Origin of the sequence: Pseudomonas donghuensis, from assembly GCF_000696345.2 — a bacterium.
Lineage (GTDB): Bacteria > Pseudomonadota > Gammaproteobacteria > Pseudomonadales > Pseudomonadaceae > Aquipseudomonas > Aquipseudomonas donghuensis.
Genome location: NZ_CP071706.1, coordinates 2,213,988 through 2,236,750, shown reverse-complemented (window position 1 = coordinate 2,236,750; position 22,763 = coordinate 2,213,988). Strand labels below are relative to the sequence as shown.

Genomic DNA, 22,763 nt, shown 5'->3' with positions numbered 1-22,763 from the left:
GGGGTTACTCCGGCTGCAGCTTCAGGTCTGGGTGTTTGCCCAAGTAGGCCTGGGCGACGGAGTCGCCTGCCTCGGCGATCACCCGCGCCCCGGTCACTGCCAGGGAGCGGCCGTCCGGCAGGATCAACACGCGGGAGGTAAAGACCGTGTCGCGGTACACCTGGGCTGCCGCTTGTGGAACGGCCAACGGGGGTTCTATCTGCTTGTTTGCTTCTTTGGCCATGATGCCTCCAGGCACAAAAAACCCGCAAAAAGCGGGCATTAAAAAACTTCGATGAATAGCTCCTATGGAAGAGCGTCAGCCAACACGTACCAGAATTTGATTTCTTACCTCGCTAACACATTCCTTCAATCGGCTTACTGTGCATCCTCTAAGGCCGTATCGGTACGCTACTTCTGTAATTGCAACACCCTCAACCAGAACAAGGCGCACCAACGTCTTCGAATCGTTGCGCCTTCCGGTTAAGGGGTGATCACCGAGATTATCTCGCCTGTTCGGGCTTAAAACCCAAGCAAGTTCAAAATCCGACGCTGTCATCTTTTCAGCCATGACTGAGTACTCAATGTTTGTGGTTGGCCGTATTGCCACCGGTGTCGATGATCTTGCCGCCGCCGTTGATGTCGCCGGTCACACTCAGCGACCCGTTGATCTGTACCTGGCCCGCCAAGGTAATGCTGGTGGCCGTCGCAGCGATTGCACCATCCGTGACTACCACCGTGCTGCCACCGACCTTGATTGTCGCGGTCCCCGTGGGCAGTTCGATGGTGTAGCTGTTGGCCTGCCAGTCGTAGACCAAGGAGCCGCCATCTTCGAAACGCCATACCTCTACGTGCTCGCGGTTGTCCGGCTGGGCACCGGCATTGCCGTACAGCCCTGGCACGAACGTACCCTGCGCCGGCTCACCGCTTGGACTGATCAAGGCGCCCTGCTCGTCCAGGCTTGGCGAGCGCCAGTGCCGAGCCTTGCCGGCGGCCTGGCTGTGCCAGCGGACCCAGGCGCTGGTCCAACCCGCACCATCAGAAACCCGCACCAGCGCGGCAGCCAGATCAACCGCCACCACCCGGCACGGAATGATCAGACCGGCCAGCATGCGGTCATGCGCTGCAACTGCGTAGCTCATTCCATGGCCTCCGGCGGTTGGTAGTTGCCTTCGCTGCCAGGGCCGGTGTTGGGGCTGAAGCCCCAGACCAGCGAGCCAGGGGGTTGGTTGGGCCACGGCCACTCTTCCTCGCCGAGGTAGATGCCCTGCGTCCACTCGACAACCCACACTGCGCAGCTGTCCAGTTCGGGTCGGGTCCAGTCCTGCGCCGAGTTCACGAACTCGGCATGGTCGACCGGCAGCCCCCACGATTGAGTGCGCAGCAGCACTGCCATTTGCGCCGCCGCAAATGCGGCTTTCTGCTGGCATTCCACATCCTCACCAGCGACGATGAAGCGCACTTCCAGGCGGGCAATCAGTGCCGTTTCCCCCGTGCCTTGATCGAGGCCGGGCTCAAAACCTGCCAACTCGATCACTGCCGCTGGCAGATCTAGGCGTTCCTTCATGTACGGCATAGTGCAAACACAAGCCAAACCAGGGATTGCCCGGTCGATATGTTCTTCGATGGCTTGATAAAACAGCTCCAGGTTGAACTCATCCTCAGACACGGGCAGATCCTCGCAGGTACTTTTGTAGTTCAAAGTTCAGCTCCTGCTCCAAAACCTTCAACAGGTGCTCATGCGCTTGCTTGGTCCAGCGCTCGAAGTGCGGGCGCACGTCATCCAGGGATATCTTGGCTTTGGCCAGCGGGTAGCGGCTGCCGTTTTCACTGATCCAACCCGAACTCGCACCACCACCGCCAGAGACTTCGCTGTCGGGGTAGTCGCTGGCCTTGAAGTGCTTGCTGGCCGTGCGGATCCAGATGTCTGGCTGACCGCCATACACTCTCCGGTAGAACGCCCCCTCATAGCGGCGCCCCGCCACCGAAACGCCCGTCCGGCTTTGCCGAGGTCGGCCAGCGCGGCTGGACTCGATCGGGTTGATACCGAACCACAGCTTGCCATGGCCGTTGCCGCCGACCGGGTAAGCTCGCAAACGCTGCCGCACCGCACCAACGGCGATTTTCTCCTGCCGACTAACGGCCCGGGCGACATGCGTTCGTAACCAGCGCAGGGTTCTGTTAATCGCCCGGCGCTGGGCGGCGGCTGCTGCCTTGGGTACTAAAGCAGCGAAGTCGGCAAACGCCTTCAGGTCCGACTGGTCGGCCTGCAGACTGATTAGGCCACTGCTCGCCGACTGCTTTTGATAGCTGCCAACGCTCATCGAACCTCCCGCAATATCAGGTTGATCCAGCCCGTACCGTCCGGCTCCCGCTTGGTGATGACATAGCGTCCACCACCATCCTCAGGAGCGAGCAGGCAGACCAGGTGCTGCCCCTCCTTGATACCGTTCGCCTCTGCGATCCGTACCGCGAAGACCGGTTCGCGCACGCCGGTGTTGATGCGGCCGATCTTGGGTTGCAGCCACGGAGCCGAGAAGAACCCCGGCACCGGCTCGTCACGCCCTTCGATCATCGCCTCATCGCCCAGAACCTCCAGTAGCTGCGCGTCCATCGCCGCCACTTGGTCACGGAAGGCCATGGTTACTCACCGTCGTCTTGTTCGTCCTTGGCGGGGAGCTTCCCGCGAGGCGCGATTTTGCCTTCACCGAGCAGCAGCTCAAGGATCTCCTTGCTGGGCGGCGCGTAGGTTTCGCCCTTTTTGTAGATCTTGCTGCCGTCCTGAACGCAACCGTCTACCACGACGTATTCGATTTTCGCCGCCATGTCACACCACCTTCGCGTAGAGGAAAGCGTTGGGTTCCAGCATGCCGGCCAGTGCAGCACTCTGCAGCTTCAACCAACGTGCGCTCGGATCTGGGGTGACCCAGCTTTTCGGGAAGCGCACCGCCTCCACCAGGCCGCTCTCGATGGCGTCGATGTCCTGAATAGCGCCATACAACATCGCGTTACGCGTCGAAGTAGCGCCAAGGATCAAACCACCGGCAGGTACCATTTGCTGTTCGTCCCCCTCATCGTCCAGGTACCACTCGTCATACACGTACAGGTCGATGCCTGGGTCGTTCAGATAGCCCAGGTAAGTCACGCCGTCGGGCAGCAGCTCCGGCTTGATCAAGCCCATATCGACGCGGCGACTGTTGAGCTGTTTCAAAACAGTTTCGTTGCGCTGGAACGCGTCCTGGGCCTCGCCGCTGAGCACCGCGACGTTGCCGGTGCGGCCGGAGTCTTTGGCTATCTGCCGCTTCCACTGCCGCAGGTTGCCGATAGGGTCAGAGTCCGAACTGTTCCAGCGCCCGGTGGCAAGGGTGACCTTGTGGCTGTCTTCCATGAGGAAGTCGATGGTGTCATCCACACCTTCGCCCACTACACGAACGCGGCCGGTGCTCAGCGCTTGAGCGCACATCCACTCTTCGCGACGAGTGATCTCTTCGTCCAGCTCGGCCAGGTCACGCCCCAGTTGCTCACCGGCACGCTCCAGAGGGGTACGGGCAGAAAAGGGATTGTCACCGGCAGCACGCTTGAGGATCTGCTCGGCACGGGTCTTACGCTTCGGCTGGATGTATGGCGGGGTGTAAGTCTCGCTGCTGAAGCCGGTACGCAGCGAGATGCTGCCCGGCAGCGAAGGGTGAACGAACGGCGCCATCGTGCGCTGGCCTTTGACGATGTCGATGGTCACCGCTTCGGTACCGAAGGTCACCGGGTTGGCACCGTTGAAAAAGGTATTCATCAGAAAACGCCGTGGCAGGCTCATCTGCTCGACGGCGTCCAGCATGGTCAGGGTGTCGAAAATATCGGTCATGGGGGCTCCGGTCAGCGAATGAAGAGGCACAGAGGTCGCAGCGCGACCTTTGCGGCGGCCAGGGTCAGGCCCTCGCCGAGAGTGAGTTGACTGCCCAGCACTTGGCCGGTCAGGCGGATCGGGGCGTTCTTGGCGCCACCCGTGGTGTCGACGTCCTGGTCGAGGATCGCAGTCGGTACCTGCGACCCGTCCTCGGCAGTAGCCTTGCTCAGCAGGTATTCCTTGGTGGCCGTGACCTGGCCCAGGACGGCGCCACAGCTCAAGGTTTGCCCTGCAGCAATGACACCGGTATCCATCGCGATGGGGAAGTCGCCCGCAGACAACTGCCGTGGCTGGTAGGTAGTGCGTTTGGGGTTGCTCATGGGTGTTGTCTCCAGTTAACGGCGCGAGGCGCCTGAAACAATGGCGCTGACGGCGGCCTTGCGTTCACCTTGTTTGCCGTCGCCGCTAGGGGTGGCTCCAGTAACGCCCTGGGCATCGCTCTTGATGCTTGCCAGCGAAATACCGCGATCCTGTGCGGCCTTGAACATCACCAGCGCGGTCGCTTCAACAGAGCTGCCGTTATCGATGGCCGCCTCGATTTCCTTCTCGAAGCCCTTGCTGGCCAGCGCGTTGATACCTTTGATCCGCTCGCGCTCTTCGGTAGCAGCCTCGGTACGGATCGAGGTGATGTCCGGCTGGTCGGCCTGGGCAATCTCGATGGTGTTGACGTCGGTACCGGCAGCCAGTGCCGCACGCAGGTCTGCCGTGGTCTTGACGGTGGTCATGGTGTGTATCCTTGTGGAGGTGATGGCCGGTTTGGCCAGTTCGGTGATCAGGGCTTCCAACGAGCCCACGCGATGGGCCAGGCCGTGCTTGACGGCATCAGCGCCGACACGCAACCCGCCGTGGTCGCCCATCTCGGGGACTGTCTCGGCATCGACACCCAGGTTGCGGGCAACCTTGCTCACGAAGACATCGCCCAGGGCGTCGATGGTCTCGCCGAGCTTGCTGCGCCCTTCCTCGGTGGAGAGGTCCAGGCGCTTGTTCGGGGCGTTACGGCTGACGATCTGGTATCGCTTGCGGCCGCTGGCCGACTCGTTTTCGACAACCGCTTCGACAACGACGCCGATGCTGCCCGCCAGACTGGCCTCGTCGATGACGATTTCGCTGGCTGCCGAGGCGATCCAATAACCTGCGCTCGCCCCCGTGCCGCCGATGTACGCGACGATGCGTTTGCGGGAGCGACCGGCAAAGATCATCTCGGCCAGTTCGTTGATGCCCGACGCCACGCCACCAGGGCTGTCGATGTTGAGCACAATGGCCTTGACCTTCGGGTCATCCAAGGCGCGCTGGATATCGGTGGCCAGGACCTGGGTGCTGGTCGCGCCGCTGATCTCGGTGAACAAGTTGGCGTAGCGAAAGATCGGCCCTATGACCGGTACCACCGCCACGCCGTTGCGCAGGCTGACACTGCGGGTTTCTTCCAGCCGCTCGCCGCGCTTGGTCGCTAGTGCCACCGGATCGCCCATGCGATCAGAGATGGCCAACAGGTTGTCCAGGGCGTCGGGCAGCATCAGCCAGGGCTGCGAGGCAGCCAGCTCAAGTGCTCGCGGCATGCTTAATCCTCTTCGTTTTTGGGCTCAGGCGGGTTTTCCAACCCACCTTTGGGCAGGGCCTGCAGGTTGTGTTTGCGGCGCTGGTCGACCTCACGCACACGCTGGCGGAACACCTGCTGCCAGGGCTCACCGGTCATTGCTGCCGTTTCCAGGGTTTCGTTGCTGACGCCGATCTCGATGCGCTTGCCAGCGGCATTGGCCTCTTTGAGTTCATCGATGGCACCACGCGCCGGCCCGATCCAGATGGCCTGGCAGTACGCTTTGCGCTTGGCTGGGTCGCCGTAGCCCGGCAGATCGATCAGACCCCTGGCCACCGCTTCATCGATGACCAACTCGCGGCTGGGCTGGCAGAAGTCGCAGGCCAGCCACCAGCGGCGCAGGCTGTAGAAGCGCCAGGCCTGCAGCATCGCGGCGCGGGCAGCGCTGTAGCTGCTGCTGTAGTGCAACAGCAGCTCCTCCAATGGCAGTTCCAGGGCGGCGCCAATCTCTTTCACCACAGCGGTGAAGAACGGATCGAACTGGGCATTGGGCCGACCGGGGTTGGCCACCACCGGTTCCTCACCCACGCCGAGATCAACCACAGCGCCCTCGCCCAGGGCCAACTCTCCGTCGGTGGTGTCATCCCCGCCTGGGCTCTCTTCAGCCAAAGCCGTCATCGGCAGGTTGCCTGGCTGGAAGTCGCTGCTCTTTTTGATGAACACGGTGAACATGGCCGAGATCACCGCCGCCATAAGCTCGGCACTGGCGTAGCGCTCGAGCTTCTGCAAGGGTTCAAGCACCGGAGCCAGATAAGGCATGCCCCGCTTCTGGCCGGGCCGTTCCTTGTCCGCCATTACATGCAGCACGCGGCGGCGGCCTGTCTCAGCGCCGAACACGCTCAGCCGTTCCCAGCTCAGGGGCTTACCGGCGAGGTGTTCGCCGACATAGCCGGTGCACGCGTGATACGCCACGGGCGAACCCAGCCCGTCGAACTCGACGCCATCGACCAGGTCAACTCGGTCCATCCCGTTGTTCGGATTGCAGACCCGGTCGGATTCGATCAACTGCAAACGGGTGCTGAAGATGCAACCGGGGCGCTCCTGGTCCGGGCTGGCCACGAACACATCGCCAGCGGCCATTGACGACACCAGGACCAACGCCTGGAGCTGGTAATGGTTGAGCGTGGCCTCGGCATCGCACTCCCGTGGATCGTCGGCGTACAACGACCACAGGCGGTCAAGCTCACCGTTCAAGTCGTCCGCCGCCTCTTCGCTGATACCGAGCGCCGCATGGTCGACCTGGGCACGGCAGACCAGGCCGGTACCGACCACATTGGTCCGCAGCCGGGTGATCGCCGCACGGGCGATCAGGTGGTTGCGCATCGCATCGCGGGAGCGAGCCACCAACATCCGCCGTTCGTTCTGGTTGAAGTCACGGCGCGGGCTGCCCAAGCCTGGGAGCCAGCTGGCCATGCTACGGAGCATGCGCGAGGCACCGCGCCATCGGGTTTCGACTCCGCCACCGCCGCCCTGGGCAACGATCTGCTGGCCACCCACCGTAGCCTTGGCAAGCTTCAGGGCTTCACGCATCAGGAGGTCAGCAGCTCGCTCAGGCTTTTTGAATGGCCACATGCTCAAACCCTCACGTACGAAACGCGGTTGCGGCCACGGCGCTGGAGCGCAGCCGCCTCAGCCGCGACCTGCTCGGCGTACTGTTTCTCCAGCAGACGCAGGCTGTTGAGTTCTGCCATCTGGACCTCACGATCCGCCCGGCGCAGGCGCTGGCCGTTTTTCAGGACGGCCGAGATCGCCGCCCGAACTTCCGCAAGGCGTTGTTGTGCTTCTGTCATGGTGAACCTCGATTAGCTGACGCGGCTCCGAGTGCCACGCCCGCGAGTCACTGCGCGGCGCGGCACCGGCGCTACCGCCTGCTCAGTGTTGAAGAGGGTAGGCTGAAGCTGTTGCTGCTCCAGCTGGTCCCATTCGTGATCGCGCAGCAGGTGGGTCTTGAGGCTGCGCGCCGCGTGCAAGGCGTAAACCTCGCAGTCCAGGGCTTCGTTGCGCCGCCCTGCTTTCTTCTGCCAGACCATTTTGCTGGGCTGACGCGGGTGCGGCGCCAGCACCTCGTTGGTCACCTGCTCGTAGTAATCAGCGCGAATCTCGCTGTACCAGTGCATGCGGCCGGGCCCACTGCCCGAGAGCCGCATACGGCCATCGATCAGTGTCTTGGCCTTGTGGGTGCCAACGATGTAGACCCGCAGCCCGTACTTGGCGGCCTTGGTGTTGTCCTGGCTGGTGTCCGCTGACTGAGCCGGCTTGGTGAAGATCTCCCGGTCCCGGCTGTCGATCGATGCGCCCTTAATCGCCATGATGTTGAAGCGCTGCCGATCCCGAACGTAGGTGTAAACCGCATCGTTGGTGTTGCCGTCGGAGCTGTCGATACTCACCGCTGACACGGCCAACTGAGCGCCTCCCTCGGCGGCAATCGGCGTGGCGATGATCTTGTCCAACTCAATCCATACCGGATCGTGGGGATCGATCGGATTGCCCTCCAACTCGCCCCAGTACAGCCGCCAGGACTCTTCTCCCCTGCCCCAGCCCACGATCACCAGGGCCAGGCGGTCACCTTGAACGTCCACGCCGACGGTAACCAACAACACGCCTTTCGGCGCGGTCAACTCGGCGTAAGGTTCGGCGCGCTTCTCCAGCTCGTCCGTCTTGGGCGCATTGCTTTTGTACTCGTAGCACTCGCCCATCTGGCTGTTGGTGAACGCGATCATCGGGCCGTGGTTGCCGTTCGACGCGGCGTGTTCAGCCTGGAGCTTCTTCTCCATCAGCACTTCGAATCGAGAGCCGTGGAACGTGGCATACAGCTCATTGAGGATGTAACCCGCGATACCCCGAAACTCGGCGGTAGCCTCCCAACGGCCGTGCTGGAGGTTGGCGTTCTTCTGGTGGTCGTCCCAGATCTCGCCGCAATGAGGGCACGCGTAGTACGCCGTTTCAGGCCGACGCTTGCCATATACCTCGTGGTGATAGCTGGGATCCTCGTCGCAATGCAGGTGCTCGAAGCTCAGCGCATGCGACTGACCGCAGCCACTGCATGGCACCAGGCCAATGCGCTTGTCCGACAGCTCCAGCTCCGCGTCAATCGCCGAGAGCCCCTTGATGGTAGGCGTGCCACCGATAATGATCTTGGACCGCCGGAAGGTTTTGAGGCGCTCCTTGGCCAGCTTGATACTGTCCCCCTGCCCCCGTAGGTTGAGGTTGCAGTCATCTGGCTCTTCGACCGCGACCCGAGGCACCGGCGTGGACTTCACGCTGGAGGGGCTGTTTGATCCGACCATCTTGAGGAAGCCGCCAGGGAAGCGCTTGAAGTCCTGGCGCTGCTGCAGCTTACGGCTGCGCAGGTCGACCTTCTTACGCAAGCGCTTGGTCGCCGCGATCATCGGCTCCAGCTTTTCAGCGACGTACTGCTTGGCCGCTTCGGCCTTGGGAAACAGAATCAGGATCGGGGACGGATCAAGGTCGATCCACTTACCGATGGCGTTACCCATCACCCCTGAGGTCCAGGCCACCTGGGCGGACTTGCGACCAACGATCTCGAACACATTCGGATCGTCCAAAGCTTCCAGCGGGCCACCCGGCCAGACCAGGTGAGGCGTGACATCGAAGCGGTATTTACCAGGCTTGCCGGCCTCTTCAGTTGAGAGGTAACGGTACTTGGTGGCCCACTCGATGATGCTCATTCGTGGTGGCGGCGCCCATTTTCGGCACGCCCGGCTGATGCCCTTACTCGCCGTCTTCTTCAGAGCCCTCCTCATCGTCCGGCTCGTCAGGATCCCATTCGGGATCATCGTCATCCTCGTCATACGCGGACAACCTCCTGAGTATTAGTTCGATGGGCTCGCGGATCAGTTGGTCGTCAACTTGGACGCCGTACTGCGCGGACAAGGTTGCGGACAACTCATCCGGCAGAGTGTTGAGCAGCTCGATCTTGGCGGCGGTAATGACAGCCTCGAAGCGGGAAACCATCTCTGCCTCGATCACGACTTCGCCCAGGTCCTTGGCCAGCGCCAGCTCTTCGCGGTCGCCGCGTAGCCTGTCTAGCCGATCCCGTGTGCTTTCCTTCTTGCCGTTCAACGCAGCCTGGCGCATAAGCCACTCGATCACAGCCTGGGTGTCGTACTGGTTTTCGTTGCCGCGCCCCACGCCAAACTCGATCACCGGCATTCCGTCCTTCTGCCAGCGGCTGAGGGTGCGCTCATCTCGACCGACGATCTCACCAAGTTCGGCCTTGCTGACTGTCCTTCCCATTGCTAAGTCCTTGAAAAGACGGACATCCCTGCACACACCTCAGCTGCAGAGATTCCGCGAGTCCCCGTACCCGTGTAGGGGGCGGCCCAGGGGGAGGACCCAGAAAATCGGCAGCCCCACCCCCACCCCGCCTGGGTCACTGACCTGCACCGCCGCTCGATGGCGGCACATCGCAGACGCCCAGGCGCTTGGCGGCCCAGCGCTCGTACAACCCGATTGCCACGTCAGCACCAGCCATTGCGGTGAGGCAACCAATGGACGCCGCAGCCCAGATCGACACACCCATGGAGTACATGAGCATGATGGTCGAGAGCCCGCAGACGATGCAGGCACCCGACCGCAGGGCAATCCGGCGTACCAATCCCCAGCCTCGGGCACCGGCCTTGTCTGCCCGCCACATCTCGCCGGACACCCCGCCGACCAGGGCCAGTACGATGACCATCCAGATAGGCATATCAATCAGCGTTTGCTGCTCGCTCGTCATCGCTACTCCCCAGAATGCAAAAACCCGGCTCAATGGCCGGGTTTGGTGTGGTGTGAGAGTCGCTTTGCGCGCTCGCACGTCTCGAAGATGGGTACTTTTTACAGGTCGATTCCGGTGGCAGCAAGCGACTTTTAATGCCACCCCTGAATATGGGGTAAACGCCCTGAGAATGTCTGGCGAATGTAGGGGGAATACACCTGCCCGGCTTGCTTCTCGTTTGGTGTTGTCCCATAGGTCCCAAGGGAGTTGGTGACAGTGGGACGCTGCAACCTTCGACAATATCGGGTCTGTCCCACTGTCCTACTATTTTTACCCTTCTCTCGTGTATAGAGAGAATTTAATAACACGCTGCGCGCCATGCGCGCGTAACGTCACGCATGCGCCCTATACGTGTGCATGTGTAGGGAGGTGGGACGGTGGGACAGCCCGCGACTAACACGGGTTGCAGCAGTCCCGCCACCGGAGGGCATGGCAGGACTTTGCATTGGTGGCGGGACATAACAGAGCGAGTCATGCCGCCTTGCCCATAAGCAAGCCCTCAATGCACACATGCGCCGTATGCAGGCGCTGGTAATACGTGTCGCGACTACAGCCACAGTGCTGGTACTTCTGCGACAACAAGCTGTCTCGGTTGCAATAGTGCTCCTTGACCACAAGATATAGCTCCGGTGCCAGGTGCTTGTTGACGATGATCTCGATATCCGCTGACTCATCCAGCAGTACCCGACTCCCTCGGGTCCCGCGAATCAGTTCGCCTTTGCAGTCCATCAACAGGGCCAGCATGCTACCACCCCCTGAGCCGCCACAGAACTCCGGTGTGTGCAGCTCCTGGGCCCAAAGCTTGAGCATTTCATCGATGTGCTTGATCAAAAGCAAGCCTCCTTGACCGGTACCGACTGCTCCAGTTCGCTCGGCGTACCCCAGCCCTTGGGTTTCTGGTAAGCCCAGGGCCGGATACCACTCTTCGGCAAAGGCGGCATGCGCTTTCGCCGCCATCCCAGACGGTGCATGATCGCGCCCACGCGCATCTGCTCAGGCTTCCCCCAATGGCCGGAGTCGAGCTTCAGAGCCTGACTCAACAACTCTCCGCCAGTTGTGGTTTCGCCAATCTGCGAAGCTTCCAGCCACTCCAGAATCGGCCCTTCCCACTCATCAACGACAAAGCGTTCCTCCTGCTCTTTGGAGAACATCTCCTCCTCTTCGCGAGTCACCCACCATATGTCACCAGCCAAGTAGCAAAACATGGCCTCGGCCCATAGCTGGTCACGGACCTCGCGAAGTTTGTCGAGGTCGACCTTGATACACGCAACCGGCCAGTACCGTCGGTTCCCTGTGGCGTCCTTGAGATATTCGTCCTGGTTGGTGGTACCCACGAAAACACACTGGCGTGGCACATCGCTGGTTCTACGGCCATAGCTTTCGCGATAGGTGTCGGTAGAGGCCGAGAAGAACTGCTTGGCCTTAGTACTTTCTGCCTTGTTGAAGCTGTCTAGCTCCCCCAGTTCGACAATCCACTTACCACGAATGGCCTGGAACGCATCCTTGTCGCCGAGGGTGAACGGCGTGTCCATGAACCACTGACCGCCCAAGATGCTCATTGCCGTTGACTTACCCGCCCCCTGGGCACCTTCAAGGATCATCACCGTATCAGCCTTGCATCCTGGGCGCATGACCCTGGCCACCGCCGATATCATCCAGCGCTTGCCAACCTTGGCGCTGTAGTCGTTGAGGGTGACGCCCAGGATTTTGTGAAGCCAGACGCCGAGGCGCGGTACGCGATCCCATTCGAGCTTTGCCAGGTACTCACGGACCGGGTGGAAGGCGTTGTCATGCGCCACAACGCTGACCGCCTCGATCACATGAGTGGCTTTGACGCGCAGGTTGTACTGCTGGGCCAACCACTTCATCACCCGCGTGTCATCGATGTCGCTCCAGTCACCAGGCTCACCGCCATAGGGAGCTGCGCGAAGCTTGACGATCTTTGAACTAAAGGCGCTGTAGCCGATCACTCCGGTCCAGCGCTCGTCGTTACTCAAGATCAGCTCAACGTTCTGCATGTGCGCAATCAGGGCGCCGCTCTCGCTACGGGCCAGCATGTCTTTCCAGCCACCGGCAGCAGGAGGCTTGATCACCGCCATCACTTGGCGGCGCACAGCCTCAAGACCTTCGGCACAGTGCAGGTCGTTGAAGTCGGTCCACTTCACCTCTCGCTCACCGGAAAAGATCGGGGCGACCACTTGGCCGCCCACCACTAAGGCCGCGTTATTGGCTTTCTCTTCCCCTGGGTTCCAAGGGTCGCCATTCGGGCGTGTGGTCTTCCAGTCGTCATCGCGGCAGAGGATGATCGGCCGACCAGGGAAGCGCTCGCGCATGAGTTTGGCGACCGCGAGTAGATTTCCCGCGTCGAAAGCGACTGCCACCGCCTCCGAAGTCGCCATGTGCAGGCTTGCGCCGGTAGCGTATCCCTCACATACCAGGACCGGTTCGCCCGGCTCAGGATGGCCCCCGATCAAGTGAAATGCCCCATCCTTGGCCATGCCCGCTGGCCAATAGGATTTGTCGCGACCGGTACTCTCCTGCTTGTCTGGGTAGATCACCTGCAGGCCAACAATCTGGTCCTGAGCGTTTTGCATGGGCACCAGAAACGCACCTGTACGCGGTGCGTATCGAACCTTGAAGCCAACGATCTGCTTGCGGTCCAGATAGGTGCTACGCCCTTTCTCAGGCATCCGCTTGAACAATGCGGATGCCCGATTGGCTGCCCTGCGCGCTGCATTGGCCGCGACTTCGGCAGCACGACGCTTGGCGTCTTCCTGGCGAGCGCGCATGACCTCGCGCTCTTCAGTAGTCAGCCGCACTCCATCGGTTTTGACCTTCTGAGTTTCCCCTGTCCGCCAATCGCCGAAACTACCGAAGATCAGGGTGGTGCCCTTCTCCGTCCGGTGCTCGTGGAGCACGTACCAGCCGTTCTTTTCCTTGCCCTTGTCTTGCCGCGCCTTACAGCGGGTCAGCTTGCCGAAGGCAAGGGGCTGCTCAGGCTCGAGTCCATAATCCGCGAGCTGATCGATAACCTTATCCAGCATACCGAGCCCCCATCTTCTCGCTCAGTTCCTGACACTCTGCGCAACGAGTGCAGCCTGTGGCCGCCAGTCGGCGGGCCTCGGGAATCGGATCATCGCAATCGATGCAGTCCTTGAGAGACGCCTTCAGTGGCACCGCCTTGTGGGCAGCCAGTGCCATGTCGAGGTGCCACTGAGCGCGGTCATTTCCAATATCAGCGATGTCAGCCACGGCCAGCCCCCCGAGTGGTCTGGTTGACGTAGCGGGCGCGGTTGTACATCCCCAGCAACCCCTGAATGCCGCGAAAGACCTGGTGCTGAATTTCGGCTAACTCGTGGTCATCGACCTTGCCATCGCCAATATTGCGCGCCCAGGTTTCCGAGAGGTCGGCCACCTGCCGAAAGAAGACCGCGATACCCATGGTCAGGGTCTCGGGCATGTCTTCGGTATAGGCGCCGGAAAGCTCCTGCCAGATCGTATCGCCGACCAGGGCGTGCACCGCATCCAGGATCCGGCGATCCTTCGTCAGCTCCAGAATCTCGCCAAACTCCTGGATGTTGACCACGTGGCTGGGGTGAGTTGGTGACAGCTTGTGCTGCAGGGTGGTGGAGTTACGACCGGTGGTGGCAGCGATGGCAGCAGCACCGCCTGGATAATCACGCACAGCGTGATACAGCGCGAGATCGAGCGGCAAGATTTCCCGCTTGGCGCGCTCGACACAACTCAGAGCAGTTCGGCTCATGGCATTAATCCTTATAGGTTGCCAGTGCCAGCGGCATGTAGTGGTGGTACATTTGCCGCGTGGCTTGAAAGGGCCCAAACGCCGGGGTGGTCCACTAGACCTAACCGGCACCGTGCCGAGGCGTCGATCCGTCGACAACCTCTGGCGCAAAAGCCGCCCTATCTGTGGTGGAGAAAGGCGGCAACACCCTGGCATCCGTGCCAGGGTTACGCGGTCAAGGTAGGCGGATGCATGTGGTGTGCCCGCCTACCCTTACGCGGCCCGATAGCGCTGTGGTGGTGCTACCGGGGGAAATTAGGCGACCTTTGGGTCGCCTTTTTTCTATGCAGCTTGCACACCCCCAAGAGTCAAATCAGGCGGCGCTGACCTGCGCAGGTATGGCCAATCAATGTCGGGTCGCAACTCCTCACAGGTCACCAGTCCAGCAGTCACGCGGTCAATCGCAATAGCAAGCCCAGCACTGGCGCGACGATTGCCATACGCAACTTGCTTGAGCTGTCCGGCCGAGGTCTTACAAGCCTCCGCCAACGCCTCAACCTGAGCACTGCTCAAGCCTTTGATGTAATCGAGAAGATTCATATTCACCTCCAAATTCGAGGCGAGATTAGCAAACGCTAATCAACGTCGCAATAGCGCAACGTAATTTACATCGCGCTAACGTCACGGACATGATTTGCAGATGGATATCTATGAAAAACGCCTCATCATTCTCAAAGCCCTCATCGGCGAAAACCAGCTGAAGGACTTTGCGAGCGCTCATGCCGACGTTGACGCTTCCTACCTTTCACAAATCTTGAATGGTCATCGGACGCTGGGAGATCGCGCTGCTACCAACTTAACGAAGAAGCTGGGTATTCCTGCCGAAATACTGACCTCGGGTAGCTACACGGCAGCAGATCAAGACAGGATCACCAGGGCATGGCTTGTACTCGGGTTGAAACCCCCGGCCCTCCCTCACCCAGCTTTTTTTAATGGCTCGATCAATGAAACAGCCCAGCGAGTTGTGAATGAACGCCAGAATGCAGATCAGCTCCCTGCAGCCCCCGTTCCAGTTGTTGGCAAGGCGATTCTTGACCCCTCAGGCCACTTCAACGCCCTGGAGTTTCCATCAGAACAAGGTGAAGGCTATATCGATATAGTTAGCCCCGATGCCAGCGCATACAGTCTGAAAGTGGTTGGTAACAGCCTGCATCCTAGGATCAAAAATGGTGAATACGTACTGATCGAACCTGGCTGTCCATACCGAACGGGTGATGAAGTGCTGGTCACCACCGTAGATGGTAAAGCGATGGTTAAGGAGTACATCTACCATCGAGAGGGTCAGTACAGGTTCGATAGCATTAGCGATGGCTCCCCACCCACCTTTCTTGATGAGCGGTTCGTCGCAAAAATTCACTTCTTAGCTGCCATTCTCAAGGCTTCTAAACACCTAGATTACTAAATTTAGCATTTGCTATTGCATAATAATTTAGCTGTTGCTAATTTTGCCTCATCTCTCCACCACAGAGCTGAGGCATCACCATGCACACCACAAAAGCAACGCTGCACGTCCACCCAGCCGCGGCATCCACTTACCTGATCTTTGAAACCCGTCGGCTCGCAAGGCTGAGCGGCTGCGCGTTTGTCACTGTCAAACGTAACTCGCAGACCTGCCCTGCCCGTCCCATGGGCCCGAATGATGGGGGGCAGGCAGCATGAGCTATGCACTCCGTCAACCGTCCTTCATTCGCCTGAAGGCGCAGATGAGTCTCACCGGCCGTTTCAACCATGCGCTCTATGACAAGGTATCCCGTCGTACCGTACACGCCACAGTCGACACCGAGCGTAGCGCCCAACACCTTCACATAGTCATTCGCATGGGCTCAACGCTAAACAGTATCTGCTTGCCGTTAGACGCGAAATCGAACGCCAACCGGGTGGCCGATAACCTTGAAGCTATTGCGAACGGCAGGCTCGACACAGCTGATACCGGGATTACTCGCGAACTGCTAATCGCAGCAGCATAGGAGTGAGCCATGGAACGGACACTTGCTCAAACAGCCAAGTACTTCGGCATTAGCCGTCCAAAATTGATCGCACACATGCGTGACAAGCAGTTGATCGATGATCGCAATTTGCCCCGTTACCCAACCAGGGATCGGGAGTACCTGCGCGCAAAAGAAGGCAGCTGGTTTCATCCTGAGGTCGGCATGCAGTACAGCCAATCGACGCGGGTAAAACAGGCCGGCATCGCTTGGCTTGCCCAAGAACTGAACCTACAACTTCCGACACCACCGGAAGACTTCCGCCATGTGGCCTAGGCAATACGCCCGCCAGATCCTCGCTTTGAGAAGCCGAGAGGAGCGCAACGCTGCGCTCCTTGAGGTTCCCGAGCACTTGCGAGACCTGGTGCGGAAACACTGCGAGGTCACCTGGAGCCATCCGTCACGCCACAAGCTCAGGGAGAACCCGAAGCCTGATGAGCACTAAAACGCAAATGCCGTTGCGCCTGCCGTACGCGCCCGAGTCAACCACAGTGGAACTGCTCTATCGCACCTTTGGCGATGTGCTGATTCCATTGGACAAAGTCCGCGTGCAGTACTTCCGCAACCTCAACGAACAGTCCTTCACGGATCAACTGAACAGTGGGCGCATCCAACTGCCCGTCACCACTCTGGACAGTAGCCGCAAAGCACTGAAATTCGCCCACATCCGTCATGTGGCCGCGCTGATCGACATCCGAGCCCACCAGGCCGATGAAGAACAGGCCCGGTTAACGACTGAAGCAGAACCCAGCAGTACACCCAGCAAGGCCGCCACCACCGGACCACACACCACAAGGAGCAACATCTCATGACTCAAGAACAGATCATCGCCCTGGTCGTCATCTGCGCATTCGTTATTGGCCTATTTACCTACGCCTACATCATCGGTATGCGCCAAGGAATTGTGCGTGGAAGTGCACGCACCTTTGCCGACCAGGAGAAAACCATTAGCAAATTCGAGGCATCCCTACAGTTTCTTCGGGACGATCATGGACGCCTTGCAGCTCATTGCAAAAAGCTGCAGGACGCCAGTGCGTTCAAGGACCACCACACGCACCTACAGCAGATCGCCGAGACTTTGCGTATCGCAGCTGAGACCTTTAGCGCCTTCAAAACCGGCAAGAAACTTGAGCGGGACGCGCGAACCCTTCGCAACCACGCACTAGCCATGGCCGCCTTGATTGCCCCAATTGAACAGGAGCAAGCCGCATGAATCGCGCCCACCACCTACCCGGCTTGCTTCTCTCCGGCGTGCACTGCGCTGGAGCATGGCGCGCCGCTCACCAAGGATCGACACAGCACTTGCCTCCGGAGGAGCGCGGCACCGTACCTCAGCAGACAGATCACAAGTCCGTCACCGCGTTGCTCTGCAATGCTGCCAGCATCGACACGCTGAAGATAAAGAGTCTCTGCTGCGCAGCAGCAGGCATTATTTCTCCAGTCAGCAGCACCACTGAGGGACTGATACCCCATGGAAGGCTGCGCCAGGCAGCGCCTGCTGACACAACGCTCATCGCTTCAGATCGCCCGCACGCGCAGCCTGCCAAGGGGTATAAGCACCCGGGGAGCATCTAATGCCAACCAACCTCACAAGCGAAATACTGGCCGATGAGGAGATTGCAGCGATCACTGGCTACCTGACGCCCTCTCGCCAGATCGAATGGCTCAATCGGAATGGCTGGCAGCACGTACTCACTGCTGCCAGCCGCCCCGTGGTAGGCCGTGTCTATGCACGATTGAAGCTTGCCGGCATCAAGCCATCAGCCTCAAGTGCCGTAGCTGAAACCTGGACCTTAGATTTGGCACGAGTGAGCTGATCAATGCGCATCAAGAAAGCTGCCAACCGTGACCTGCCGCCGCGAATGCTGCGGCGGGTACGCACCCTCAAAAGCGGGGCCCAATGGGTAGGCTACTACTATGACGGTCGCGACGAGAATGGCAGACGAATCGAGATCCCGCTTGGAACAGACTTAGACGTGGCGAAAATGGAGTGGGCCAAGCTTGATCGCAAGGCCGTGCCCAAAATCGTGCGCTTGCTTGGGGATGTATTCAATCGCTATGAGCGTGATGTTATTCCCGGCAAGATGCCAAGGACCCAGAAGGACAACTTGCTGTCGCTGAAGCAACTTCGCGCTGCATTCAGCGATGCACCTATCGATGCTATCACCCCTCAGATCATCGCTCAGTACCGGGACAAACGTTCGGGCAAGGTGCGCGCCAACCGTGAGATATCCCTTCTATCACACATCTACAACATGGCCCGGGAATGGGGCATCACTGAGCGGGAGAATCCTGCAGCCGGCGTGCGTAAAAACAAGGAAAGACCACGTGACTTCTATGCAAGTCCAGAGATCTGGAATGCAGTTTATTCATGCGCTGTATCTGAGCTTCGGGATGCGATGGATTTGGCATACCTAACCGGACAAAGGCCAGCTGATGTGCTCTCTATGCGAGCAACCGATTGCGTCGACGGCCATCTCCAAGTGGCTCAGGGTAAGACATCCAAAAAGTTGCGAATACAACTAGAAACAAACGGTCAGACAAATGAGCTTGGACGACTTGTCGAACGCCTTTTAAAGCAGCGTAAGGAACGGGGCGCCCGCAACCCCTACTTGATCATCACCGGCGAAGGTAGAAATGTCAGTGCATCTATGCTGAGGCTCCGTTTTGACGACGCAAGGAAATTCGCAACCCATAACGCACGCGACGGAAAAGATGAACTACTGGCAGAAGAAATTCGAAAATTTCAGTTTCGAGACATTCGACCAAAGGCAGCTAGCGAAATTGGAGACCTAACCCATGCAAGCCGCCTTCTCGGACATACAGACAAAAGAATTACAGAGACCGTCTACCGTAGGATTGGAGAATCGGTGAAACCAACTCGATAGGGAAAAATAATTGCATTGCCGCTAAAGTTACAGCGGCAATGCATGAGAAGAAATTAGAAAACAATATTTACTATATCAGCCCCGGCATTTAACCCGCCCCGATAATCGCTACCAGTTTTGGGCAGCACATATGTGTAACGCTCGTCATCTTGATACGTCAATTTCCAATGCTTGCCTTCGCTCGTTAGCGAGAAGCCGAGCTCCTCGAATACATCCCTTACCTTTTTATTCATTTCACGGTAGCCTCGCAATACATCCTTCAAAGAGCGAGACTTCTCCTCACGCACCCCGTTAGACTCATTGCTATCAAGTATAGACTTTAACAAATGCTCACGCCTAGATCCTGGTCGGGCACTCTTCTTCAGGTAATCATCTAGCGCATCCAAGATTACGGAGAGTATTTCGCCCTCAAAGTAATCATCCTCATCCCCCGAGTCGATGAGAATACCACCTTGAACAGGGCGCATAGATTCCGAGTAACGAATGAGACTATTTAACCGCTCTATTTCTTTGCTCAATGCAGTGATAGTAGCATTAGTGTCAGCCTCATAGAGTGCTAGAACTTCATTTGCATCCTGCGCCGAAGCCCCCTCTTTCCGCAAATGCTCAATAGCAATTCTATTTTTTACGTGACCAACTTCATCCCAACTACACTTAACAGGTGGGATTAAAAAAGAAAGCGCTTCAGAGACCGTCTCGAAAATTTTATCTTCGAACACTTTTGCCTCATTTAGCCCCCTTCGACATAATGAAACTCCAGTGCCATTAGGCCAGTATATCCCAACAGCCCCACCATATACATTTCGAGAGAAAACATCACGTCTGATACTATGCGAGAAATCTCTGCTTGGCTCCACCATGACATGAGCCATGCCGCAAAGCTTGCGAGCCAATCTATCAGGGATAAGTGCGTGCCGATCACTTAAATTGGCACTGACATAAACAACAGGAAGCAAGCTTATATTATCGCCAACGATTACGCGCTTGGCAATCTCCCGACACGTCGCATCATCTTTAAGCCAAATCGGATGTATACTGATAGGAAAATCACCATCATCACCTCCACCAAAACGATCTATGAGACGAATAGCGATTAATGACTTCCTTAACCTTACACCCTCAATAGATGTAGTTGAAGCAGTTTCAGTAACAACACTAGATATGACGCTTACCCAGAAGATCTTATCGCATTTGCGCGCCGAAACCTCAGTAATATATTTTACGGCCCCATCTGACTTAGAATAGCGAAGCGAAGAAATATAAAGATCCTTCGATTCAGAGAACGAATACTCAATAAGTTCTCTGCCTTTTTGCCGAGAAAATTCGATAGTCGAATTAAATCCAGCAAACTCCTCCTGGGCAAAAAAAGTATGAGGGGAGTCAAGAATCCAGTTAATGCATTCCTGAAAGAAATCTTGGATTTTTGTCTCTGCACTTAATGGGAAATAAGACTTGATATTTTTCACCAGGACCCACCAAAACTGACGATTGGATCCGAACGATATCAATTTGACACTACAGCTGTCTAGCGCTGACAGCTAAGCAGTATGATGAGAGGTATAGATTATACAAGAGAACCGAGAGCAGAGGCTGGAGTGGTGCCAGCCTCGGAAGCAAGCCCTACCAAAGGCCCGAATCAAAAAATTGAATTGCTCATACCTCTTCGACCAAGAGTCTGTACTTATCTGATTGAAAAGGCACGAACCCCTGCGGCCAAGGTGTAACCGACTCGCAAAGAACCCGATACTGCTCTGGAGCAGTACAATTCACTTTCACGACACTCACTCGAGTAACCAAGTTAGGAGAGTCCATACCACAAGCCCTGTTCAGCCTAATCAGGTCTTCATTCAGGTAGTGGGGATAATAACCGATTGAGTTATTAGTTGCAGAATTAATGACAATCACGGCATTGGGATCTGCACTATTATTCGGCTGCAGAACACAAGAAAGTTTTGCGCCCCGCACAAGGCTCAGTACTTCAAGCTTTACATCATCAGAAAGATACGCAATCCCACTGATGAAAAATTTTAACCTATACTCACCAGCCTCAGTTCTCTCTGGGACTTTTACAATCCTGAAGTTATCTGTCTTCCTAGACCCACCTGACGCACTTAAGATCTCAATCGGCTTACTTTCACCTGGGAGCATATCCAACCAGGTTAACATTGAGTAATATTCCGGCCGACGCTCTGGAAGCAGTCTGTTTTGAAAAAATGGAAATAACTCGCTGGACGAATACTCTTTATTTAACTGATCCATTCGTGGAAAGCCAACGAACCTTTCGTTAAGAGCGCCTCGAGTATAAGAAAACTTAAAAAAACCATCGATTTCCGCTAGCTTTGCTACCGGCTCCCACATCGTAGTTCCTGGATCTTGCCAAACAACAAATGCACTACTCATAATTTTTCATCTGCCACTTTCTGAATGCTGGTTCTAAACTCTCCTCAAAGAAAGGTATTAGCGCCATCATATTCGACTTGTTACAAACAAGCATTTCAAGGGCAAACTTTTTCGACACATCGCTCATGACTTCCGTAGGCACTTTGTTGATAATAGCTTGCATTTCCTCCAACGTCAACTTCCCAAGGTGCTCAAGCCAACTCAGAGCTGCAGCTGGAGTCAGCACACCGAAGAACTGAAATGCCTTGAGAGTCCTAAGTCGCACCCCACGCAAATAGAAGTAAGACTTCGCACGAAGAACATACGTGGCTACTTGCTGCCCTTTGTCACGCGATAAAAGCCTTCGTTCCTTTTCTGCATCCGACTCATTCCTGCCCAAACTAGCCGCATGATCAAAGGTCGGGGCGAGATGGCGCTTCTTCCCAGTAACAATTAGCCCCCAATTCTCGCTATGCCTATCCTGGTTCGAGATCAATGAATCAAGCATCAGATAGCCCATAAAAAAATCAGCCGCTGTTTTCACCCCCGGCAAACTATTAAACCCAACTGGCTTATAGCGAATGATCCTGCGGAGAATCGAATACACACCCAGTATATCCTGCCTTTCAGCTTTGGCTAATTCTTCCTGCATAGCAAATGAGCTATAGTTTCTCAATACTTCGTTACCAGTCACCAAATAGGCGTTATTTTTCCCAATAAAGTTTTTGGTAATCACACCCCGAGACGAGCCATTATTAGCCAAGCTATAGTCCGCACAAGGAATAGAAAGAAACTTTGCTATTTCACATGCAATTTTCTCCGCCCAATCCTCCCCTCCCCTCGAAACCAAATTATGATTGGAGTCATATGTTTCGATAGACTTAAACAAATAGTCATGTCCATCGGGCCCTGAGCACCAATATTTCGACTTTGTACCTAGCGGTTCAACCTGATCTTTTTGATACTGGGAGACATCAAATATTTCATACTTCATTGTCTCACCGCTTCGCTTGGTTGGATCCGAAGAACAATATTAATGGGCACCCAGAGCATCCTCTTCTAGCCTAATCCCTCTCGAGAACAAGACCTTACAGAGATATCGAGCCCTGGTGAAGGGGTGTGAGACCCTTTGCGCTGACGCGGCCTCTATGCGCTTTCCATCCCAACCGCACGGTTTCGCCCCGTCGTAGGCTCAAGCCCAGAGCCTCCAAAAAAGAAGCCGAGCATCTCCAGATGGGAAGGCTTGCGGAAATGAACCCAAAAAATGCGGAAACGATGAGGGATGGACGGGGTACAAAATGGAACCCCAAAAACGCAAAAAGCCCTGAATAATCAGGGCTTTAGAAGTGGCGGAAGCGTAGAGATTCGAACTCTAGGATAGTTGCCCATCGACGGTTTTCAAGACCGTTGCCTTAAACCACTCGGCCACGCTTCCTCGTATTGCGGGCGCCATAA

At 57.3% G+C, this 22,763-nt stretch carries 30 protein-coding genes and 1 tRNA gene; 8 read left to right on the top strand and 23 right to left on the bottom strand.

Translation table 11 applies throughout. From position 1 onward, the window contains the following. Positions 1–4: 4 nt before the first annotated feature. The 19 genes from BV82_RS10285 to BV82_RS10195 all read right to left on the bottom strand — a co-directional run bounded on the left by BV82_RS10285 (position 5) and on the right by BV82_RS10195 (position 14,596). Positions 5–223 (bottom strand): hypothetical protein, encoded by a 219-nt coding sequence (locus BV82_RS10285; RefSeq protein WP_051636731.1) that lies wholly within the window; start codon positions 221–223, stop codon positions 5–7. 337 nt (positions 224–560) lie between these two features. Continuing rightward, the gene (locus BV82_RS10280) at positions 561–1,121 is read right to left on the bottom strand and encodes a phage baseplate assembly protein V (protein ID WP_036994586.1); all 561 of its coding nucleotides are present in this window, start codon (positions 1,119–1,121) and stop codon (positions 561–563) included. Next, complete coding sequence (locus BV82_RS10275) at positions 1,118–1,648, bottom strand: hypothetical protein (RefSeq protein ID WP_036994585.1); 531 nt, start codon at positions 1,646–1,648, stop codon at positions 1,118–1,120. Before BV82_RS10275 ends, BV82_RS10280 begins: the two co-directional genes overlap by 4 nt. Further along, on the bottom strand, positions 1,641–2,303 hold the full coding sequence (locus BV82_RS10270; protein WP_036994584.1) for a hypothetical protein: 663 nt from the start codon (positions 2,301–2,303) through the stop codon (positions 1,641–1,643). Before BV82_RS10270 ends, BV82_RS10275 begins: the two co-directional genes overlap by 8 nt. Beyond that, the gene (locus tag BV82_RS10265; RefSeq protein ID WP_036994583.1) at positions 2,300–2,620 is read right to left on the bottom strand and encodes a head-tail joining protein; all 321 of its coding nucleotides are present in this window, start codon (positions 2,618–2,620) and stop codon (positions 2,300–2,302) included. The genes BV82_RS10270 and BV82_RS10265 overlap by 4 nt, the downstream gene beginning before the upstream one ends. Before the next feature lie 2 nt (positions 2,621–2,622). Next, positions 2,623–2,805: a hypothetical protein gene (locus BV82_RS10260; RefSeq protein WP_036994582.1), complete on the bottom strand. Its 183-nt coding sequence runs from the start codon at positions 2,803–2,805 to the stop codon at positions 2,623–2,625. Between the two features lies 1 nt (position 2,806). Continuing rightward, on the bottom strand, positions 2,807–3,838 hold the full coding sequence (locus BV82_RS10255) for a major capsid protein (protein ID WP_036994581.1): 1,032 nt from the start codon (positions 3,836–3,838) through the stop codon (positions 2,807–2,809). 11 nt (positions 3,839–3,849) lie between these two features. Then, positions 3,850–4,200 carry a head decoration protein gene (locus tag BV82_RS10250; protein ID WP_036994580.1) on the bottom strand — a complete coding sequence of 117 codons (351 nt, stop codon included), beginning with the start codon at positions 4,198–4,200 and terminating at the stop codon, positions 3,850–3,852. 15 nt (positions 4,201–4,215) lie between these two features. After that, positions 4,216–5,436, bottom strand: a complete 1,221-nt coding sequence (locus BV82_RS10245; RefSeq protein ID WP_036994579.1) for a S49 family peptidase — start codon at positions 5,434–5,436, stop codon at positions 4,216–4,218. Between the two features lie 2 nt (positions 5,437–5,438). Continuing rightward, positions 5,439–7,046 (bottom strand): phage portal protein, encoded by a 1,608-nt coding sequence (locus BV82_RS10240; RefSeq protein ID WP_036994578.1) that lies wholly within the window; start codon positions 7,044–7,046, stop codon positions 5,439–5,441. Positions 7,047–7,048: 2 nt separating this feature from the next. Next, on the bottom strand, positions 7,049–7,264 hold the full coding sequence (locus BV82_RS10235; RefSeq protein WP_036994575.1) for a hypothetical protein: 216 nt from the start codon (positions 7,262–7,264) through the stop codon (positions 7,049–7,051). A gap of 12 nt (positions 7,265–7,276) precedes the next feature. Next, positions 7,277–9,286 (bottom strand): phage terminase large subunit family protein, encoded by a 2,010-nt coding sequence (locus tag BV82_RS10230; protein WP_317620809.1) that lies wholly within the window; start codon positions 9,284–9,286, stop codon positions 7,277–7,279. Next, on the bottom strand, positions 9,207–9,731 hold the full coding sequence (locus BV82_RS10225) for a terminase small subunit (RefSeq protein WP_036994573.1): 525 nt from the start codon (positions 9,729–9,731) through the stop codon (positions 9,207–9,209). The genes BV82_RS10230 and BV82_RS10225 overlap by 80 nt, the downstream gene beginning before the upstream one ends. Before the next feature lie 136 nt (positions 9,732–9,867). Then, entirely contained in the window at positions 9,868–10,215 is a 348-nt protein-coding gene (locus BV82_RS10220; protein WP_036994572.1) for a phage holin family protein, read from the bottom strand. Positions 10,216–10,725: 510 nt separating this feature from the next. After that, positions 10,726–11,085, bottom strand: a complete 360-nt coding sequence (locus BV82_RS10215) for a PA0613 family protein (RefSeq protein WP_036994571.1) — start codon at positions 11,083–11,085, stop codon at positions 10,726–10,728. Beyond that, complete coding sequence (locus BV82_RS10210) at positions 11,082–13,298, bottom strand: VapE domain-containing protein (RefSeq protein WP_036994570.1); 2,217 nt, start codon at positions 13,296–13,298, stop codon at positions 11,082–11,084. Before BV82_RS10210 ends, BV82_RS10215 begins: the two co-directional genes overlap by 4 nt. Further along, positions 13,288–13,455 carry a TraR/DksA C4-type zinc finger protein gene (locus BV82_RS10205; protein ID WP_244993546.1) on the bottom strand — a complete coding sequence of 56 codons (168 nt, stop codon included), beginning with the start codon at positions 13,453–13,455 and terminating at the stop codon, positions 13,288–13,290. Before BV82_RS10205 ends, BV82_RS10210 begins: the two co-directional genes overlap by 11 nt. Before the next feature lie 43 nt (positions 13,456–13,498). Then, positions 13,499–14,017 (bottom strand): phage regulatory CII family protein, encoded by a 519-nt coding sequence (locus BV82_RS10200; RefSeq protein WP_036994568.1) that lies wholly within the window; start codon positions 14,015–14,017, stop codon positions 13,499–13,501. Positions 14,018–14,338: 321 nt separating this feature from the next. Beyond that, positions 14,339–14,596 carry a transcriptional regulator gene (locus tag BV82_RS10195; RefSeq protein ID WP_036994567.1) on the bottom strand — a complete coding sequence of 86 codons (258 nt, stop codon included), beginning with the start codon at positions 14,594–14,596 and terminating at the stop codon, positions 14,339–14,341. A 100-nt stretch (positions 14,597–14,696) separates the two neighbouring features. Between BV82_RS10195 and BV82_RS10190 the strand changes: the two genes are divergently transcribed. The 8 genes from BV82_RS10190 to BV82_RS10155 all read left to right on the top strand — a co-directional run bounded on the left by BV82_RS10190 (position 14,697) and on the right by BV82_RS10155 (position 18,929). Continuing rightward, positions 14,697–15,458 carry a S24 family peptidase gene (locus tag BV82_RS10190; RefSeq protein ID WP_051636729.1) on the top strand — a complete coding sequence of 254 codons (762 nt, stop codon included), beginning with the start codon at positions 14,697–14,699 and terminating at the stop codon, positions 15,456–15,458. A 253-nt stretch (positions 15,459–15,711) separates the two neighbouring features. Beyond that, a complete protein-coding gene (locus BV82_RS10185; protein ID WP_036994566.1) occupies positions 15,712–16,023 on the top strand; it encodes a hypothetical protein in 312 nt (103 codons plus the stop codon). A gap of 9 nt (positions 16,024–16,032) precedes the next feature. Continuing rightward, entirely contained in the window at positions 16,033–16,317 is a 285-nt protein-coding gene (locus tag BV82_RS10180; RefSeq protein WP_036994564.1) for a phage antirepressor KilAC domain-containing protein, read from the top strand. 158 nt (positions 16,318–16,475) lie between these two features. After that, positions 16,476–16,853 (top strand): pyocin activator PrtN family protein, encoded by a 378-nt coding sequence (locus BV82_RS10175; RefSeq protein ID WP_036994561.1) that lies wholly within the window; start codon positions 16,476–16,478, stop codon positions 16,851–16,853. Continuing rightward, positions 16,850–17,254: a hypothetical protein gene (locus BV82_RS10170; protein ID WP_036994560.1), complete on the top strand. Its 405-nt coding sequence runs from the start codon at positions 16,850–16,852 to the stop codon at positions 17,252–17,254. Before BV82_RS10175 ends, BV82_RS10170 begins: the two co-directional genes overlap by 4 nt. Then, on the top strand, positions 17,251–17,616 hold the full coding sequence (locus BV82_RS10165) for a hypothetical protein (RefSeq protein WP_244993537.1): 366 nt from the start codon (positions 17,251–17,253) through the stop codon (positions 17,614–17,616). The genes BV82_RS10170 and BV82_RS10165 overlap by 4 nt, the downstream gene beginning before the upstream one ends. Continuing rightward, on the top strand, positions 17,616–17,858 hold the full coding sequence (locus tag BV82_RS10160; RefSeq protein ID WP_081839632.1) for a DUF4224 domain-containing protein: 243 nt from the start codon (positions 17,616–17,618) through the stop codon (positions 17,856–17,858). The genes BV82_RS10165 and BV82_RS10160 overlap by 1 nt, the downstream gene beginning before the upstream one ends. Positions 17,859–17,861: 3 nt before the next feature. Next, positions 17,862–18,929: a tyrosine-type recombinase/integrase gene (locus BV82_RS10155; RefSeq protein ID WP_036994559.1), complete on the top strand. Its 1,068-nt coding sequence runs from the start codon at positions 17,862–17,864 to the stop codon at positions 18,927–18,929. A 53-nt stretch (positions 18,930–18,982) separates the two neighbouring features. On the opposite strand, the gene BV82_RS10150 is transcribed toward BV82_RS10155, so the two are convergent. The 4 genes from BV82_RS10150 to BV82_RS10135 all read right to left on the bottom strand — a co-directional run bounded on the left by BV82_RS10150 (position 18,983) and on the right by BV82_RS10135 (position 22,743). Further along, positions 18,983–20,395: a hypothetical protein gene (locus BV82_RS10150; RefSeq protein ID WP_145997590.1), complete on the bottom strand. Its 1,413-nt coding sequence runs from the start codon at positions 20,393–20,395 to the stop codon at positions 18,983–18,985. A gap of 187 nt (positions 20,396–20,582) precedes the next feature. Next, positions 20,583–21,329 (bottom strand): HIRAN domain-containing protein, encoded by a 747-nt coding sequence (locus tag BV82_RS10145; protein ID WP_145997589.1) that lies wholly within the window; start codon positions 21,327–21,329, stop codon positions 20,583–20,585. Continuing rightward, complete coding sequence (locus tag BV82_RS10140) at positions 21,322–22,302, bottom strand: HipA domain-containing protein (protein ID WP_145997588.1); 981 nt, start codon at positions 22,300–22,302, stop codon at positions 21,322–21,324. The genes BV82_RS10145 and BV82_RS10140 overlap by 8 nt, the downstream gene beginning before the upstream one ends. A gap of 353 nt (positions 22,303–22,655) precedes the next feature. Next, positions 22,656–22,743 (bottom strand) — tRNA-Ser (locus BV82_RS10135). Positions 22,744–22,763 lie beyond the last annotated feature (20 nt).